Origin of the sequence: Bradyrhizobium yuanmingense (assembly GCF_029167105.1) — a bacterium.
Lineage (GTDB): Bacteria > Pseudomonadota > Alphaproteobacteria > Rhizobiales > Xanthobacteraceae > Bradyrhizobium > Bradyrhizobium yuanmingense_A.
The window spans coordinates 70,891-86,912 of sequence record NZ_JARFML010000014.1 but is presented as its reverse complement, the minus strand read 5'-3'; the positions used below and the strand labels follow the sequence as shown (position 1 = coordinate 86,912).

Sequence of the window (16,022 nt, the reverse complement as noted above, 5' to 3'; positions counted from 1 at the left end):
ATTTGGAGAGACAAACATGACACGAGCACTCGGACTGGTTCCGGCAATCGCGTTGGCGACGGCCTTGTTCGGCGGCGCCGCGGCGGCGCAGACCATCAAGATCGGCGTCAACGAGCCGCTCACCGGCGCGTTCGCGGCCTCAGGCACTTACGTCGTCAACGGCGCCAAGATCGCCGCCGACGAGATCAACGCCAAGGGCGGCATCCTCGGCAAGAAGATCGAGCTCGTGATCGAGGACAACAAGAGCAACCCGACGGAGGCCGCCGCCGTCGCCGAGAAGCTCATCACCAGCGACAAGGTGCCGGTCCTGATGGGCGCCTGGGGCTCGAGCCTGACGCTCGCGGTGATGCCGAAGCTGATGGAATACGAGACGCCGATGGTGGTGGAGACCTCGTCCTCCGGCAAGATCACGACGACGGGCAATCCGTTCATCTTCCGCATCTCGCCGCCCTCCGCGATCGAGGCGGCCGCGTTCAAGAACATCGTCGACAAGCTCGCGCTCAAGAAGGTCGACTTCCTCGTCATCAACAACGATTGGGGCCGCGGCACCGCCGAGGACTTCAGCAAGATGATGAAGGACAAGGGCATCACCATCGGCCTGGTCGAGACCATGGATCAGGGCGCGCAGGACATGAGCGCGCAGCTGTCCAAGATCAAGAGCTCGGATTCCGAGACCGTCATCGTCACCACCGCGGTCGATCAGCTGACCTTGATCTTCAAGCAGGCCGCGGCATTGGGCCTGAAGAAGCGCATCATCACCACCGGCGGCTCGCAGAACCCGGACCAGATCATCGCGCAAGCCGGCGCGGCCGCCAACGGCACCATGCATCTGACCACCTTCCTGCCCTGGTTCCCGGACAAGACGCCGAATCCCGAAGCCACCAACTATTTCATCGCGGAATGGAAGAAGCGCGGCTTCGATTTCGCGGGCTGCACCGAGAGTTTCCGTGGCTATGACGGCATCCGCACCGTGGCCGCCGCGATCGAGAAGGCCGGCAAGGCCGAGCCCGCCGCGATCAAGGCGGCGCTCTGGAACATCAACATCAAGGGGCTGAACGGCGACATCGTGTTCCGCAAGTCCGGCCCCGAGGGCAAGGAAAGCGGTCAGAGCCAGCCGAATGTCTATCTCATCGAGATCAACGAGGGCAAGATCGAGATGAAGACGCTCTAGCGCATGTCGGGTCTGACGGCGAGCCGCGACGCAGCTGCGCTCCCTCTCCCGCTTGCGGGAGAGGGCTGGGGAGAGGGTGTCTCCGCGGTGGGATTCCCCAAGAGGATAGAACCCTCACCCGGCGCAAGTGCGCCGACCTCTCCCGCAAGCGGGAGAGGTGACGCAGACCGCTGCGAGATCGAGTCAATCAAAGAGCCATCGGACTTTAGTGTCGGCCGGTCACAGGCGAGGACGGTAGGTCACCGCTCTCGCCGGATACGGACTAATCGGGAACAATCTTGAGCGAATTCCTCCAGCATTTGATCAACATGCTCGTGCTCGGCGGCACCTATGCGCTGCTGGGCATCGGGCTGACCTTGATCTTCGGCATCATGAACGTCGTGAACTTCACGCATGGCGTGCTCTACACGTTCGGCGCCTACATCATGTTCATCGTGGTGCAGCAGCTCGGGCTGAACTTCTTTCTCGCGCTGCCCGTGGCGGTGCTGGCCGGATGGCTGCTGGGGGCGGCGATCGAATTGACCTTGCTGCGTCCGCTGCGCGGCTCCGACATCGACACCACCATGCTGGTGATGATCGGCGCCTGGATCGCGATGCAGTCGGGCACGCTGTGGATCTGGGGAGGGGTCGCGAAATCGGTGGCGACGCCATTCCCGGAGGCGCCGCTGGTGCTCGGGCCGGTCTCGGTTTCATGGCTGCGCCTGTTCGTGCTCGCCGCGGCGGCCATGTTGATCCTGGTAACGTATCTGCTCATCAACAAGACCAGCCTCGGCCGCGCGATGCGGGCGACCTTCCAGGATCACGACACGGCGTCCCTGATGGGCGTCAATGTCGACATGATCTACACCTCGACCTTTGCGATCGGCTCCAGCCTCGCCGCCGCCGCGGGCGCGCTGCTCGGGCCGGTCTACGTGATCTTCCCGCAGATGGGCGATCTCGCCGCGGTCAAGGCTTTCGCCATCGTCATCCTCGGCGGCCTCGGCAACATCACGGGCGCTGTGATCGGCGGCTTCATCCTGGCGCTGGCCGAGGAACTCGGCGCCGGCTACGTCTCGTCAGGCTACCGCGACGCCATGGGCTTTCTCATCATCATTGCGGTGCTGATCTTCCGGCCGACCGGCCTGTTCGCGCGCGCGGAGCGCGTCGGATGAAGACGATCGTCACCATTCTCGCCGTTACGGCGCTGGCCTCGGTGCCGCTCTGGCTGCGCGATCCCTATCTGCTCAACGCGCTGATCACGACCGGCATCTTCGTCATCGGCGCGATGAGCCTCAATCTGCTGCTCGGCTTCACCGGCCAGCTCAGCCTCGGTCATATCGCCTTTTTCGGCATCGGCGCCTATGTCAGCGCACTGACATCGCTCGGTTTCGACATCGGCCTGCCCGGAGGCTTTCGGCTGGTTCACGCGCCCTGGCCGCCGATCATCGGCTTCGTGCTGGCGATCCTGATTGCAGGATTGTGCGGCTATTTCGTCGGTCTGTTGTCGTTCCGCGTCCGCGGCGCCTATTTCGTCATTGTGACGATCTCCTTTGCCGAGGTGGTCCGGCTGGTTGCGCTGAACTGGGTCGAGCTGACGCAGGGTCCATTGGCGCTGACCAATATCCCATCCATCGCGCTGCTCTTGCCCGGCTTTGGCGAGCTGACGCTGCGCACGAAATTCCACAACTATTATCTCGTCCTGGTCGTCGCGCTCATCGCCTATCTCCTGATCGCGCGCCTCGTTCATTCCCATTTCGGCCGCTCCATGCGTGGCCTGATGGAGAACGAAACGCTCGCCGTCTCGGTCGGCATCGACGTGACCAGGACGCTGACGATTGCTGCGGTGATCTCCGCCGCGATCGCCGGCGCGGCCGGGAGCCTCTATGCGCACTACATCCGGATCATCGACCCTGAAGTCTTCGCCTTCATCAACACCGTCACCATGGTGATCATGGTCATCAGCGGCGGCAAGGGCTCGCTGGCGGGGCCGGTCGTCGGCGGCCTGATCTTCGGCCTGCTGCCGGTGGCGCTACGTCCGGTGATGGCGCCGGAAGCGCAGTGGATCGCCTATGGCGGCGTGCTGATCGCCATCCTGTTCGTGTTGCCGCGCGGCATCGTGCCGTCGCTGGCTCAGCGGTTGACCCGGCGACGGAGCGGGACGACGACGTTGGCACCGGTCGGGCTCACCGAGACCGGTGCGAAGGAGCCGGCGTGATGACCGCGCGCAGCATCGCCATGACCATCGATCAGGTCGCGGTCCGCTTCGGCGGGCTGGTCGCGATCTCCGACATGAGCTTTGAGGTCGGCGAGGGCGAGATCGTCAGCCTGATCGGGCCGAACGGCGCCGGCAAGACCACCGCCTTCAATGTCATGACCGGCTTCCTGACGCCAAGCGCGGGCCGCGTCAGCTATCGCAACACTGCGCTCGCCGGATTGAAGCCGCACGAGATCGCCGATCTCGGCCTGATCCGCACTTTCCAGCGCACCAGCGTATTCCCGAACGACACCGTCTATGACAACCTCATGATCGGCCTGCACCGGCAGGGTCGGGTCCGGCTGCTTGACGCCATCCTCGGCCTGCCAGGCGCCCGCGCCTCGGAGCGCCGCTTACGGCAGCGGGCAGGCGAGCTGCTCGAATGGGTCGGGCTCGAACGCCGCGCCCACGATGCGGCGGGCTCGCTCTCCTACGGCGAGCAGCGTCTCGTCGGCGTCGCGCTGGCGCTGGCGGCGGAGCCGTCGATGCTGCTGCTCGACGAGCCCGTCTCCGGCATGAACGCCTCGGAGACGCACCGGTTCGTCGAGCTGATCCGCAGCATCCGCGACCGCGGCATCACGATTTTGCTGGTCGAGCACGACATGCCGATGGTGATGACCGTCTCGGATCGCATCGTGGTGCTCAACTATGGCCGCATCATCGCGGAGGGAACGCCGGAGGTGATCCGCAACAATCCTGCTGTCATCGAAGCCTATCTTGGACATGGAGCAGGACGTGCTTGAGATCCGCGACATGGTCTGCGGCTACGGTGGCGTCACCGCGCTGCGCGGCATCTCGCTCGACGTGAAGGCCGGCCAGCTGGTCGCCCTGATCGGCGCCAACGGCGCCGGCAAGAGCACGACGCTGCGCGCGATTTCCGGCCTGGTGCCGCCGCGCTCGGGCCAGATGAAGTTCGAGGGCATCGACATCACCGGCGCGAAGCCGCCGCGCGTGCTGGCGAGCGGCATCGCGCATTGCCCGGAAGGGCGGCGCGTGTTTCCGCATATGAGCGTCGAGGAGAATCTCGACATGGGGGCCTACCTCCGTCGTGGTTCGGGCGAGATCGCTGCCGATCGCGACCGCATCTACACGGAGTTTCCGCGACTCGCCGAGCGGCGCCGGCAGGCGGCGGGCACGCTGTCGGGCGGCGAGCAGCAGATGCTTGCGATCGGCCGCGCGCTGATGTCGCGGCCGCGCCTGATCATGTTCGACGAGCCGTCGCTCGGGCTCGCCCCCAATATCGTCGAGCGCACCTTTGCGATCATCCGCGGCATTCGCGATGCCGGCACCACGGTGCTGCTGGTCGAGCAGAACGCATTTGCCGCGCTCGAGATGTGCGACCACGCCTATCTGCTCGAGAACGGCCGTATCGTGCTGTCCGGCGCCGGGACCGAGCTGATCGCGAACGAGCATGTGCGCAAGGCCTATCTCGGTGGGTGACGAGGCCGGGTGGATTGCCGTCTGCGATCTCGACCGGCTGAAGGCGGAGATGATCGTCCGCGTCGCCGGGCGCGACCTGCTCGTGATCTGGAACGAGGGCGACGTCGTCGCCTGCGAACGGGCGTGCCCGCACGAGCAGGCGGATCTGGCCTTGGGGCAGGTGACGGCAGGGCGCCTCAATTGTCCCCGCCATGCGGCATCATTCGATTTGCGCGACGGCGCGATCAGTGCGGGATGGCCGAGCCGGCCGCTGCGGCTTTATCCGGCGCGGATCATGGGCGAGCGAATCTGGATTGAGCTGCAGGAGCGGCAGCCTGGGCGATGATGCCATCATGCCCCTGTTTTGCCCGACGAGTCAAAGCGGTCACGACGATGTCGATCGACCCTCAAAAAATTCGCCTTTGAAAACAACGGCATCGCTACTGTGCATGGGGTTGTTTTCGAAGTTTAGTCCAGCAGCCGCCGCGCAGCTTCCACCAGGACTCCGTCCGGCCGGCGCAGCGCCTCGAGAATGGTGAAATGGTCGGCGCCTTCGACCGAGATGAGCTTGCCCGGCGCTCCCGCCGCCGCGCGCTTGTCGTGGAGGTTGATGGAATCGCACACGAGCGCCGGCAGCTCGTTGCTGCCATAGGCGATGTCGAGGCGCTTCCGGATGACGGGCAGGTGCAGCGGCGATAGCGTGGCGATCTCCTCGTCCGTCAGCTTCAGCGCGTCGTTCAATCCCGTATCGCGGATCGGCGCGAGATCATAGACGCCCGAGAGCGCGAGCCCCGCATGGACACGCGGATGATCCAGCGCCATCGCAGCAAGATGGGCGCCGGCGGACCAGCCCGACAGCACGACCGGCCCGGCAACGCCGTACGACGCGCCATGCGCCGCGAGCCAGTCGAGCGCGCGCGGGATCTCGGCGACGATGTCGCTGAGGGACACCTCGGGCGCCAGCGAATAGCCGGGAATCGCAACCGACCAGCCATGCGCGGCGACGCCTTCGACGAGCATGGCGAACAGCTCGCGCGAATTGCGCTGCCAGTAGCCGCCGTGCAGGAACACCAGGCAGGGCGCGTCAGGCCTGGCGGCCGGGTAGAGGTCGATCTTGTTGTTGGCCCGCTCGCCATAGGGCAGGTCGAGATGGGACTTGAGCGTGCCCCGCAGCCGGCCTGAGGCTTCGTTGCGCTCGGCGATCAGGGCCGGGCTGTTCTTGACGGCTGCGTTGTTGTCATAGGCCGCGCTGCGCTCCGCCCGGGACAGCTCGGACCAGCGGTCGCGGGGGTCGAGCGGCCGAATTGTCGAATGAGCGTTCTCAACCATGGGAGTCTCCGTTTGTGTCAGTCACTACGCTCGCAAGATCGCTTCGATCTCTTGCGCTGCTGCGAGCAGCGGGCGGTCTTGCCCGCGCGCCGCGATGATCTGAAGGCCGAAGGGAAGCCCGCGCCGATCCGTTCCGCACGGAATCGAGATCGCCGGTAGGCGGGCATGATTGACGAACGGCGTGAACACCGCGTGGGCCCGCGGGCTTGCCGGTTTTCCGCCGATCATATCCGGGCCGAGCTGCGTCAGCGGCCAGGCGACGCAGGGGACGGTCGGCGCCAGCAGCAGGTCGACTTCGGTGAAGAACGCTGCGAAGGCATTGGCGATCGCGGTGCTCGCGAGCAACGCCGCCGCAACCTCCGCACCCGACCAGGAGAGCCCTCGCTCGATCTGCTTGGCGATGTCAGGATCGAAGACGGTCGGATCCTTGCGAAAGCGATCGCCGTGGAGCGCCGCGAGCCCCGCATGCTGCAGCGGCATGATCGCATCCTCCGTGGCGCCTGCCGGCCAGACGGGATCGCGTCGTGTAATGTGCAAACCTGCTGCGGAAAGCCGTTCGACGGCGGCGGTGAGGCCATTCGCGACGAGGTCGTCAATCGCGGCGTCGAGACCAAGGCGCGGCGAGAATGCGATGCGCCGGCTGCCGGTGTCTCTGGCCTGCTGCGCAACGACGGCGGACTCCGGATCGCGCGGATCGGCGCCGGCCATGGCTTCAAACGCCAGCGCGATGTCGGCCACCTCGGATGCGATCGGCGCGATGACGGAGAGGCCGAAGAACGGCTCGGCGAAACCTGGCCCATAGGGGATCGCGCCGTAGGACGGCTTGAAGCCGGCAACGCCGACATGGGCCGGCGGCCTGCGGCTGGAGCCGCCTGCATCGGTGCCGATCGCCAGCGGCACCAGGCTGGCCGCAACCGCTGCGGCCGGGCCGCCGGATGACCCGCCGGGCGTCAAAGCGGGATCGCGCGGATGCCGCGTCGGCCCATATAGCTGCGAGGTGGTGACGCCCTTGCAGGCGAACTCGGACGTCGCGCCGATGCCGACGACAACGGCGCCGGCCTTGCGCAGCCGCTCGACCGCGATGGCATCGCGCGGCGCGATGAAATCGCAGAACAGGCGCGAGCCCTGCGTCACGCGCCAGCCGCCGACCCAGATGTTGTCCTTGACGATCACGGGAACACCGGCGAGCGGCATGGCCTCGCCCATACGCAGGCGGTCATCGACCGCCGCAGCATCCGCCAGCGCGCGCGCAGGATCGATCGTGACGACCGCGTTCAAGGCCTTGGCGGCTTCGATGCGGCCGAGCGCGGCTTTCGCGGTCTCGACGGCATTGGTCCGCCCGGCGCTGACCTTGGCAGCGATCTCGCGCGCGCTATTTGTCCGCGTTGTCATGGTCTCCCCACATCAACGCCAATGTACCCCCGAGGGCAAGGCACGCCAGCGCGAAGAAGGCCATGCCGAGGCTGGCCACCCCATCCAGGATCGACAGCAGCGCGGGCGCCGCAAGGAGACCGGCATAGGACGCGGTCAGCACTGCGCCGGTGGTCTCGCCGATCCGGTCCTGCGGGGCGAGGCGGGCGATCTCGGCGACGAAAACGCCGTTCCAGCCCGACGCCGTCAGGCCGAACAATGCGGCAATGATGAATTGTCCGCTGCGGCCGAGCGAAGCGCCATTTAAGCCGAGCAGCGCGGCACAGAAGGCCATGCCGAGGCCGATGACGACGAGGACGGCGCGCGAGGCATCGAGCCGCATGGCGACATAGCCCCAGCCGAGACGGCCGACGAGACCGCCGGCTTGCGCGCAGGCGAGCGCCATGCCGGCTTCGATATGGCTGAGGCCGAGCTCGCGTGTGCCGAGCGTGACGAAGACCGTGTTGAGCGACACCTGCATCGCGCTGAACGGCATCGAGGCCAGCGCCAGCATCGCGATCCGCCGGTCCGCGATCACCAGCGTCACGCGCGCGCGGAGATCGAGCTTCGGCGGCGGGGCGACCTTGCCGGCATAGGCCGGCCGCAATCGTTCGAACAGCGCGATCGCCAGCAGCGCGGCGAAGCCCACGGCCGCGTAGCACCAGACCGGTCCGAACGCGATGGCGATCGCGGGCAGGGCCAGCGAGCCGCAGACCGCGCCGATCTGGTTGCCGGTCTGGCGCACCGAGAACACGAAGGCGCGCCGCTCGGCGGTGACCAGCCGCGCCAGCAGCGCTGCGCTCGCCGGCGTCTCCGGCCCCATCGCAAGGCCGATGCAGAGGCCTGCGGCCAGCAGGGCGGCGCTCGTTCCGAGCGAAGCCAGTGCCATGCCGACGACGATGGCTGCCGCGCACAGGCTCGCGATCCGCAGCGAGCCAAGGCGCGCGATGAAGCCGCCGCCCCAGAACGAGGCGGGGATGCCGACCGCGAACACCGCGGCGGAGAACATCGAGAGCTGCCAGACCTCGATATGGGCGCGCGGGGCGACCACGCCGGGTGCGAACAAGGCCAGCGCGACCAGGGCCTGAAGCGCGGTCATCGCCCCCAAAGCAGGTAACAGGGCCGGCAGCAGCGCAGGTGCTGGCCGAGCGGCCGTGTTTCCGTCTACCATGGCGGCGTGCTCATGGGAGGAACATTGTGGCAGGCGGTATTTCCATTCACGCGGTCGATGTGGCGAGCGGGCGCCCGGCGCAGGGGCTGCGCGTCGAGATCTGGCGGATCGATCCGGAGTCCCAGCGCATCGCCGACGGGCGGCTCGGCGCCAACGGCGTGCTCGATCATGCCGTTGCGCAAGGTGCCGGTGTGACGGAAGGCGAGTACGAGGTGCTGTTTCATCTCGGCGAGTTCTTTGGCGAGCGCGACGGCTTCCTCACCGTGACGCCGTTCCGCTTTCGCATCAAGAACGTTGACGAGCATTTTCATTTGCCGCTGAAATTTACGCGCTGGGGCTATTCGTTGTTCCGCGGCGCCTGATCAGTTGGTCAGCCGCCGCGACAGGCCGGTGACGCGCTCCATGACCGCGACCAGCGCGACGGTGGCGATGATCAGCACGCCCGACAGCGCTGCGATGGTGACATCCAGCTTGCCTTCGAGATCCTGCCACATCCGGATCGGCAGCATGTCGGTGGCGGCATCGCGCAGGAACAGCGACACCGGCACGTTGTCGAAGGACGACATGAAGGCGATGAAGGCGCCCGCGATGATGCCCGGCCGGATCAGCGGCAGCACGATGCGGCGGAACGTGTAGAGGCGGCTCGCTCCGAGCACGGCCGAGCTTTCGAGCAGGGTCGGCTCGAGCTGGGCCAGCGCTGCGACCGTATTGCGCACGACATAGGGCACGCAGACCACGGTGTGGCCGATCACCAGCGTCAGCGGTGACACCGGCAGGCCGACCAGCGAGAACAGCATCAGGGCGGCGAGGCCGAAGGCGAGCGCGGGCAGCACCAGCGGCGACATGAAGAGTGAATCGAGCAGCCGCGCCGACAGCGTCCGCGACCTGGAGATCGCCAGCGCCGCGGCGACGCCGAGGGTAACGGACAGGCCGGTCGCCCATAGCGCCACGATCAGGCTGTTCTTGGCGGCGAAGTGCAGCTGCCAGGCATTCCACAGCTCGACGTACCAGCGCAGCGAATAGCCGGGCGGCGGGAAGCGCAGCGAGAAGCCGCTCGTGAAGGAGACGATCAGCACCACGAGCGAGGGGGCGATGATGATGAGAAGCGCGATCATCGCGATCACGGTCATGACGAGCTCGAAGCTGATCGCCTCGAGCGTGCGCTTGCGGCCGCTCATCATGCGCCTCCATAGCCGCGCGACATGCGGCCGAGCGTGGTGAAGATGGAGACGACCGCGAGCACGGCGAGCAGGAAAATGATCGAGATCGCGGCTGCGAACGGCCAGTTCTGCAGCGTCGAGGCCTGCTGGTAGAGATACATCGGCATGAACAGCATCTGCCCGCCGCCGATCAGCGACTGGGTGATGAAGGCGGTGATCGCGGCGGCGTAGGTCAGCGTGCAGCCGGCGATGATTCCGGGCAGCGACAGCGGCAGCACGATCCGGAAGAAAGTGCGCCAGCTTCCGGCACCGAGCGAGCAGGAGGCATCGTCGAGATTGGGATCGATGCGGCTGAGCGCGGTGATCAGCGGCAACGTCATCAAGGGCATCTGCACCTGCGCCAGCGCGAGCACCACGCCGAACTGGGTGTAGAGCAGCTTTAGCGGGGTATCGATCAGGCCGAGCGATTGCAGCGTCGCGTTGATGATGCCCTGGCGACCCAGGATGACGATCCAGGCGAAGGTCCGGACCACGACACTGGTCAGAAGCGGCAGCAGCACGATCAGGATGATGACCGTCTGAAGCTTTGGCCCGACCCGCTGATACAGCCAGGCGATGGGAAAGCCGAGCACGAGGCAGACGGCCGTCACCTCGGCGCCCAGCAGCAGCGTCGAGCCGAGCACGCCGAGGCTGAAGGGATCGGTGAGGAAGTGCAGGTACTGGCCGAGCCCCCAATGGAGCCCGGCCGTGTCGTTGTGCAGCGACAGCCAGAACAATTGCAGCAGCGGCGCGACGAAGAAGATCAGGAAGAACAGCGCCAGCGGCGCTGCCAATCCCATTCCGTAGGACGTCACGTCCCGTGCTGCCGGTGCTGCGCCCATGACTTGAACCTCGGGGCTTTAGATCTTGATCTCGCGGTTGAAGCGTTCGATCCAGGCCGAGCGCTGCTCGTTGATCTTCTTCCAGTCCTGGAACACGAACTTCTTCTTCAGCTCGGCGGTGTCCTTGGCCAGCACGCGTGCAATCTCGCCGCCCATCGTCACCTTGGAGTTGGTCGGCACGATCAGGTAGGGCGGATTCATCAGCGTGGTCTGCACCTCCGGCGTCAGCGCCGCCTCGATCAGCTTAAAGGCGAGCTCGCGGTTCGGCGAGTTCTTGACGATGTGGATCGTGGTCTTGAAGGCGATGGCGCCTTCCTTCGGCGCCACGAACTCGACCGGCACGCCACGCGCCTTCAGGATCTGGATGGCGTTGAAATTGCCGGGCGAGATGTCGATCTGGCCCTGCTGGAACAGGGTCGCGAGCGCGCCGGGATTGGCGGCGACCGCGGCGAGGTTGGGCTTGAGCTCCTCCAGCGCCTTGAAGCCCGGATCGACATTGGCCTCGGAGCCGCCGCGCATCTTGGCGACCTCGACCAGCCAGCCGGTGCCGAGCGTCGAGTTGAGGTTGGTGATGCCGACGCGGCCCTTGAACTCCGGCTTCCAGAGATCGGCCCATGACGTCGGCGGCGTCTTGACCGCTTCGGGATTGTAGGTGAGGCCGACGACCTGGAAGAACGGGGCGGGGCCCATCGGCTCCTGTGCCTCGGCGATCAGGTCCTTGTAGTAGGCGCTCTTCTCGGCCGGATAGGGCTCGACCAGATCCTGGCCGACGGCGACGAGGGCAGGACCCGGATCGTGCAGCATGACGTCGATCGGCGGATTGGCTTTCGCCGCGTTGACCTTGGCGATCTGGTCGACCGAGAGCATGGGATCAAGCACCATCGCGGCGTCTGCGTTGGCCTTGCGGAACGCCGGCACCAGCACGGCCTTGTGCGCTTCCTCCCAGCTGCCGGTGAAGGTCGCAAACACCAGCGGACGCGCCTGGGCGTAGCTCAGGCCTGGAAACGCCTTCATGGCCCCGAGCGTGAGCGCCGTGGTCAGCAGGCTTCTGCGATTCATGATCATATCAAACTCCCCTCTGGACAAAGACTGGATCTAAAGCGTTGCGGGAAAGGCGTTGGCGAGCGATGGGGCGAGCGGTGCGAGGCGCACCGCAGCGCCGTTCTCCAGGGCGCGCGTCTCGCCGATGCGCGCCTGGGAAACCTTGACGCCGGAGCCATCGGCCGTGGTGACCTCGTGCACGACGGTGGCGCCCAGCGGCAGCGACATGCCAACGACGCCGGCAAAGCCGGTCTCGTCGCCGACGAATTGCAGGTGCTCGGGGCGGATGCAGACGGTGACGCGGCCGCCCTCGCTGAGCGCACCGCCTGCGGGACGCGCGATGATCTCCGCGCCGGCATCGAGGCGCACCTTCGCTGCCGTGCGGTCCGCTGAGACCACGATGCCGGGCATGCGATTGGTGGAGCCGACGAAGGTGTTGACGAACAGCGTCTGCGGACGGTCGTAGACGTCCGATGGCGAGCCGAACTGCTCGAGCTTGCCGTGGCTCAGCACCGCAACGCGATCGGCCATCGACAGCGCTTCTTCCTGGTCGTGTGTCACGATCAGCGTGGTGATGCCGGAGACGCGCTGCAGCCGCTTGACCTCGATCTGCATGTCCAGCCGCAAATTCTTGTCGAGCGCGGCGAAGGGCTCGTCGAGCAGCAGGATCGACGGCTTGATCGCGAGCGCGCGGGCGAGCGCAACGCGCTGCTGCTGGCCTCCGGAGAGCTGCCGCGGCAGCCGGTCGGCCATAGCAGGCAGCTGCACCAGCTCCAGCAGGCGCTGCGCCTCGCGCTGACGTGAGGCCTTGTCGATACCGCGGGCGGCGAGGCCATAGGCGACGTTCTCGCTGATCGACAGGTGCGGAAACAGCGCATAGTTCTGGAACACGATGCCGACGGCGCGCTTGTTCGGCGGCAACGCATCGACGATGTCGTCGCCGATGATGATCCTCCCTTGCGTCTGTGCGATGAAGCCCGCGATGATGCGCAGCAGCGTTGTCTTGCCGCAGCCGGACGGACCCAGGAGCGCGATGATCTCGCCGCCCTTGATATCGAGATTGATGTTCTCGACCGCAAGCGCGCCACTCGGATACCGGTGGGTGACCGCATCGACGACAAGCGATCGGCCGCTTGGCGCATCAACCATGGTGTTGCCTCCCGTTGCCCCAGAGGAGAAAGCAAGTCTCGTGCCCGCGCCTGTCGCTTTTCGGCGAGCGTTTTGGCATGGTGACCCCATGACATCGGATCGATCGATATGCGTCCTCACGGCGACAGAGCTCGCGCGCGCCATTGCGAGGGGCGAAGTGTCCTCCCGCGAGACCGTCGAAGCACATCTGGCGCGGATTGCGAGCCTCGGCCAATTGGCGGCGTTCGTGACGGTGGATGCGGACGGCGCGCGCCGCGCCGCGCAGATGTGCGATGCCGCCTCTGCGCCGATCGGCCCGCTGCACGGCGTGCCCATTGCGATCAAGGACCTCACCGACACTGCGGGACTTGCGACGACTTACGGATCGGTGCTGTTCCGCGATCACGTCCCGGCCGAAGATGATCTCGTCGTGGCGCGGCTGCCGCGCGCCGGCGCGATCATTCTGGGCAAAACCAACACGCCGGAGTTCGGCTTCGGCGCGGTCTGCACCAACAGATTGTGCGGGCCGACACGCAATCCGTTCGATCCGGTGTTGACCTCCGGCGGATCGTCCGGGGGCTCTGCCGTCGCGGTCGCATCCGGCATGGTGCCGCTGGCGCAGGGCACCGATTTCGGCGGCTCGGTGCGCACGCCCGCCAGCTTCTGCGACGTCGCTTCGATCCGGCCGACACCCGGCCGCATTGCATCGCCGCGCCGGCCGCTCGGCCGGGACGCGCTGGCGACCCACGGCTTCCTCGCCCGCGGTGTCGATGATCTGGAACTCGCGTTGTCGGTCTGCGGCGATGCGAATGATCCGCTCTCGCTCGGCAGTGCCGGTGGTGATCGTCCCATCGCCGGCCATCCTCGGATTGCCGTCACGCCCGATTTCGGTGTGGCGCCGGTTGCGCGCGAGGCTCGTGCGCGTTTCGCTGCGGCGTGCGAGGCGTTCGCGCGTGTTGCCGATGTCGAGCCATCCTCGCCCGACTGCGGCGGGGCGATCGAAGCCTTCCGCACGCTCCGCGCCGCGCACATAGCCAACGCTTACGGCGAGTTGCTGCGGACGCGGCGTGCGGAGCTCACGCCGACGGTGATCTGGAACATCGAGGCCGGCGCAAACCTGTCCGCACAGGACTACCTCGACGCCGAACGGCGCCGCACCGCGATCTATCGCAGCTTTCGCGAGCTGTTCACGCGCGTCGATTTCCTGGTCGCGCCGGCAGCGTCGGTCTTGCCCTGGCCGAATGAAATCGCCGACGTCACTGCCATCGACGGGGCCGCGCTGGAGACGCCGATCGACTATCTCGCCGTGACCTTCATCGTGTCGCTGGTCGGTTTCCCGGTGCTGACCCTCCCGGTGCCGCGCGGGGAGAATGAGCTGCCCTTCGGCATCCAGATCGTCGCACCGCCGGGATGCGAATCCCGCTTGTTTGCCTTCGGCCGGGTGCTCGAGAACGAATTGGGTTTTTCGCATCGCCGGCCGCTCTGATCAGCTGTCGCGATGCTCGAGCCGAGCGGCGAGCGCATCGGCAAGGCCGGTGGTCGGTTTGGCTGCGGGGCGGCGGAACGTGCCGGCAATGGCCTTGCGCAAACGCAGCGCGTGCAGCGCCTCGGCCTGCTTCACTGACGCTATGACCTGATCGACCACGGGGACGGGGATGCGGCCCGCGACGCGCTCGGCAAGGCCCGAGAGTGGGGCGCCGGCAAAGATCAGCACATCGGCCTCGTCCTCGACGACAGCGCGCCGGGCGAGCTCGACCAGCATGTCTTCCTTCTCGGTGCCGACCTCGGAGATCGCCTGAAACGGCGTATCCAGCATGCGGATGCCGGCGCAGCGCTCCCACAGCCCGTGGGCGCGGACGCATTCCTCGTACCAGGGCCCCAGCGCCTGCGCGAAGGTGACGATGGCGAAGCGGCGTCCGGCCATGCACGCGGTCAGCATCGCGGCTTCCGCCATGCCGACCACGGGAATGTCGAAGGTCTCGCGCGCGGCGAACAGGCCGGGATCGCCGAAGGCCGCGATGATCGCGGCGTCGACCTTCTTGTGCTGCTCGGCCAGCATCTCCAGCGCGATGGCGCCGCCGATCTGCGCTTCGGTGCGCGTGGCGATATAGGGCACGCCGCGGGTCGCGGTGCAGGGGATCAGCTCGGTGCCTGCCGAGGCGGCGCGCTGCCCGACGCCCAGCATCAGCTGCGTGACCTCGGTGCTGGTGTTGGGGTTGAGCAGGAGCAGCTTCATGATCATGCCGCCGGCCGCTTGGCCTGAGAGGCGGCGAGAACTTCCAGCAGCGCCGTGCCGGTCCGCGCGACGTGCGCGCCGAGCAGCCGGCCGGCCGCTTCGCCGTCGCGCGCTTCGAGCGCAGCCAGGATGCCGGCGTGCTCGTCAACTGAATTGCTCCAGCGCCTGTCGGCGCCGAGCGCGAGATAACGCGCACGTTCGGCGCGCGAGATCAGCGTCTCGTGCGCCTCGCGCAGCGGCGTATTGCGCGCCATGCGGACGATGGTGTTGTGGATCTCGCCGTTGAGGGCGAAATAATCGTCGAGCTTGCCGCTGCGGTGATGACCCTCCATCCGGGCCTGCAGCGTGCGCAGGCGGGCGAGATCGCGCTCGGTGGCGCGCTCCGCGGCGAGCTCTGCGGCGAGCCGCTCGATCCCGGCGAGCGCCTCGAACAATTCCGAGATGCCGTCGACCGCGATATCGGCAATGCGCGGGCTGCGGTTGGGACGGAGCTCGATCAACCCTTCCGCCGCGAGCACCTTCATCGCCTCGCGCAAGGGGGTGCGCGACACGCCGAGCTCCTTCGACAGCTTGGTCTCCTGGGTCTGCGAACCCGGCGGCAGTTCGCCGCGAATGATCATCGTCCGCATCCGCGCCGCGGCACGCTCATGCAGGCCCATCCGCTTGAGCTTGGGCGACTTTCGTCCCTTTGACGCTTCCAGTTTTGGCTGCACGCGTGCCTCGCTTCTCGGGTTGATACTAGCCATTTCCGGCCCGTCTGCTTGCCCAAAATACCGACGCAGACCGCTGAAAACAATGGCATATCGCGCAAATTGTATGCAGCATGCAAAAACCGGATTGCGC

17 protein-coding genes are annotated in these 16,022 nt (G+C 66.7%); 8 read left to right on the top strand and 9 right to left on the bottom strand.

Annotated elements, in window-relative coordinates; genetic code table 11:
- Positions 1–16 precede the first annotated feature (16 nt).
- From P0R31_RS19775 to P0R31_RS19750, 6 genes are all read left to right on the top strand, one after another.
- Entirely contained in the window at positions 17–1,171 is a 1,155-nt protein-coding gene (locus tag P0R31_RS19775) for an ABC transporter substrate-binding protein (protein WP_275515699.1), read from the top strand.
- 278 nt (positions 1,172–1,449) lie between these two features.
- On the top strand, positions 1,450–2,322 hold the full coding sequence (locus P0R31_RS19770) for a branched-chain amino acid ABC transporter permease (protein ID WP_193760206.1): 873 nt from the start codon (positions 1,450–1,452) through the stop codon (positions 2,320–2,322).
- Positions 2,319–3,365 (top strand): branched-chain amino acid ABC transporter permease, encoded by a 1,047-nt coding sequence (locus tag P0R31_RS19765; RefSeq protein ID WP_275515698.1) that lies wholly within the window; start codon positions 2,319–2,321, stop codon positions 3,363–3,365. Before P0R31_RS19770 ends, P0R31_RS19765 begins: the two co-directional genes overlap by 4 nt.
- Positions 3,365–4,147 (top strand): ABC transporter ATP-binding protein, encoded by a 783-nt coding sequence (locus P0R31_RS19760; RefSeq protein ID WP_275515696.1) that lies wholly within the window; start codon positions 3,365–3,367, stop codon positions 4,145–4,147. Before P0R31_RS19765 ends, P0R31_RS19760 begins: the two co-directional genes overlap by 1 nt.
- Positions 4,140–4,844 carry an ABC transporter ATP-binding protein gene (locus tag P0R31_RS19755; protein ID WP_275515694.1) on the top strand — a complete coding sequence of 235 codons (705 nt, stop codon included), beginning with the start codon at positions 4,140–4,142 and terminating at the stop codon, positions 4,842–4,844. The genes P0R31_RS19760 and P0R31_RS19755 overlap by 8 nt, the downstream gene beginning before the upstream one ends.
- The gene (locus P0R31_RS19750; RefSeq protein WP_430516847.1) at positions 4,837–5,169 is read left to right on the top strand and encodes a Rieske (2Fe-2S) protein; all 333 of its coding nucleotides are present in this window, start codon (positions 4,837–4,839) and stop codon (positions 5,167–5,169) included. Before P0R31_RS19755 ends, P0R31_RS19750 begins: the two co-directional genes overlap by 8 nt.
- A 122-nt stretch (positions 5,170–5,291) precedes the next feature.
- On the opposite strand, the gene P0R31_RS19745 is transcribed toward P0R31_RS19750, so the two are convergent.
- The 3 genes from P0R31_RS19745 to P0R31_RS19735 are packed head-to-tail and all read right to left on the bottom strand — an operon-like array spanning position 5,292 to position 8,733.
- A complete protein-coding gene (locus P0R31_RS19745) occupies positions 5,292–6,152 on the bottom strand; it encodes an alpha/beta hydrolase (protein ID WP_275515692.1) in 861 nt (286 codons plus the stop codon).
- A 24-nt stretch (positions 6,153–6,176) separates the two neighbouring features.
- Positions 6,177–7,544 carry an amidase gene (locus tag P0R31_RS19740; RefSeq protein WP_275515691.1) on the bottom strand — a complete coding sequence of 456 codons (1,368 nt, stop codon included), beginning with the start codon at positions 7,542–7,544 and terminating at the stop codon, positions 6,177–6,179.
- Positions 7,525–8,733 carry an MFS transporter gene (locus P0R31_RS19735; RefSeq protein WP_275515690.1) on the bottom strand — a complete coding sequence of 403 codons (1,209 nt, stop codon included), beginning with the start codon at positions 8,731–8,733 and terminating at the stop codon, positions 7,525–7,527. The genes P0R31_RS19740 and P0R31_RS19735 overlap by 20 nt, the downstream gene beginning before the upstream one ends.
- A 26-nt stretch (positions 8,734–8,759) precedes the next feature.
- On the opposite strand from P0R31_RS19735, the gene P0R31_RS19730 reads away from it, so the two are divergent.
- Positions 8,760–9,095 (top strand): hydroxyisourate hydrolase, encoded by a 336-nt coding sequence (locus tag P0R31_RS19730; protein WP_225143130.1) that lies wholly within the window; start codon positions 8,760–8,762, stop codon positions 9,093–9,095.
- Here the strand turns inward: P0R31_RS19730 and P0R31_RS19725 are convergent, their stop codons facing one another.
- The 4 genes from P0R31_RS19725 to P0R31_RS19710 are packed head-to-tail and all read right to left on the bottom strand — an operon-like array spanning position 9,096 to position 12,964.
- Positions 9,096–9,911 carry an ABC transporter permease gene (locus P0R31_RS19725; RefSeq protein WP_036004967.1) on the bottom strand — a complete coding sequence of 272 codons (816 nt, stop codon included), beginning with the start codon at positions 9,909–9,911 and terminating at the stop codon, positions 9,096–9,098. It lies immediately after the preceding gene.
- Positions 9,911–10,774: an ABC transporter permease gene (locus P0R31_RS19720; protein ID WP_275515688.1), complete on the bottom strand. Its 864-nt coding sequence runs from the start codon at positions 10,772–10,774 to the stop codon at positions 9,911–9,913. The genes P0R31_RS19725 and P0R31_RS19720 overlap by 1 nt, the downstream gene beginning before the upstream one ends.
- A gap of 18 nt (positions 10,775–10,792) precedes the next feature.
- Complete coding sequence (locus P0R31_RS19715; RefSeq protein WP_275515687.1) at positions 10,793–11,839, bottom strand: ABC transporter substrate-binding protein; 1,047 nt, start codon at positions 11,837–11,839, stop codon at positions 10,793–10,795.
- Positions 11,840–11,869: 30 nt separating this feature from the next.
- The gene (locus tag P0R31_RS19710; RefSeq protein ID WP_275515686.1) at positions 11,870–12,964 is read right to left on the bottom strand and encodes an ABC transporter ATP-binding protein; all 1,095 of its coding nucleotides are present in this window, start codon (positions 12,962–12,964) and stop codon (positions 11,870–11,872) included.
- Positions 12,965–13,052: 88 nt separating this feature from the next.
- Here P0R31_RS19710 and P0R31_RS19705 point away from each other — a divergent pair, with 88 nt between their 5' ends.
- Entirely contained in the window at positions 13,053–14,429 is a 1,377-nt protein-coding gene (locus P0R31_RS19705; protein WP_275515685.1) for an amidase, read from the top strand.
- Here the strand turns inward: P0R31_RS19705 and P0R31_RS19700 are convergent, their stop codons facing one another.
- Together P0R31_RS19700 and P0R31_RS19695 are read right to left on the bottom strand one after the other, a co-directional pair.
- Positions 14,430–15,179: an aspartate/glutamate racemase family protein gene (locus P0R31_RS19700; RefSeq protein ID WP_275515684.1), complete on the bottom strand. Its 750-nt coding sequence runs from the start codon at positions 15,177–15,179 to the stop codon at positions 14,430–14,432.
- A 2-nt stretch (positions 15,180–15,181) separates the two neighbouring features.
- Positions 15,182–15,925, bottom strand: a complete 744-nt coding sequence (locus P0R31_RS19695) for a GntR family transcriptional regulator (protein WP_275515683.1) — start codon at positions 15,923–15,925, stop codon at positions 15,182–15,184.
- Positions 15,926–16,022 lie beyond the last annotated feature (97 nt).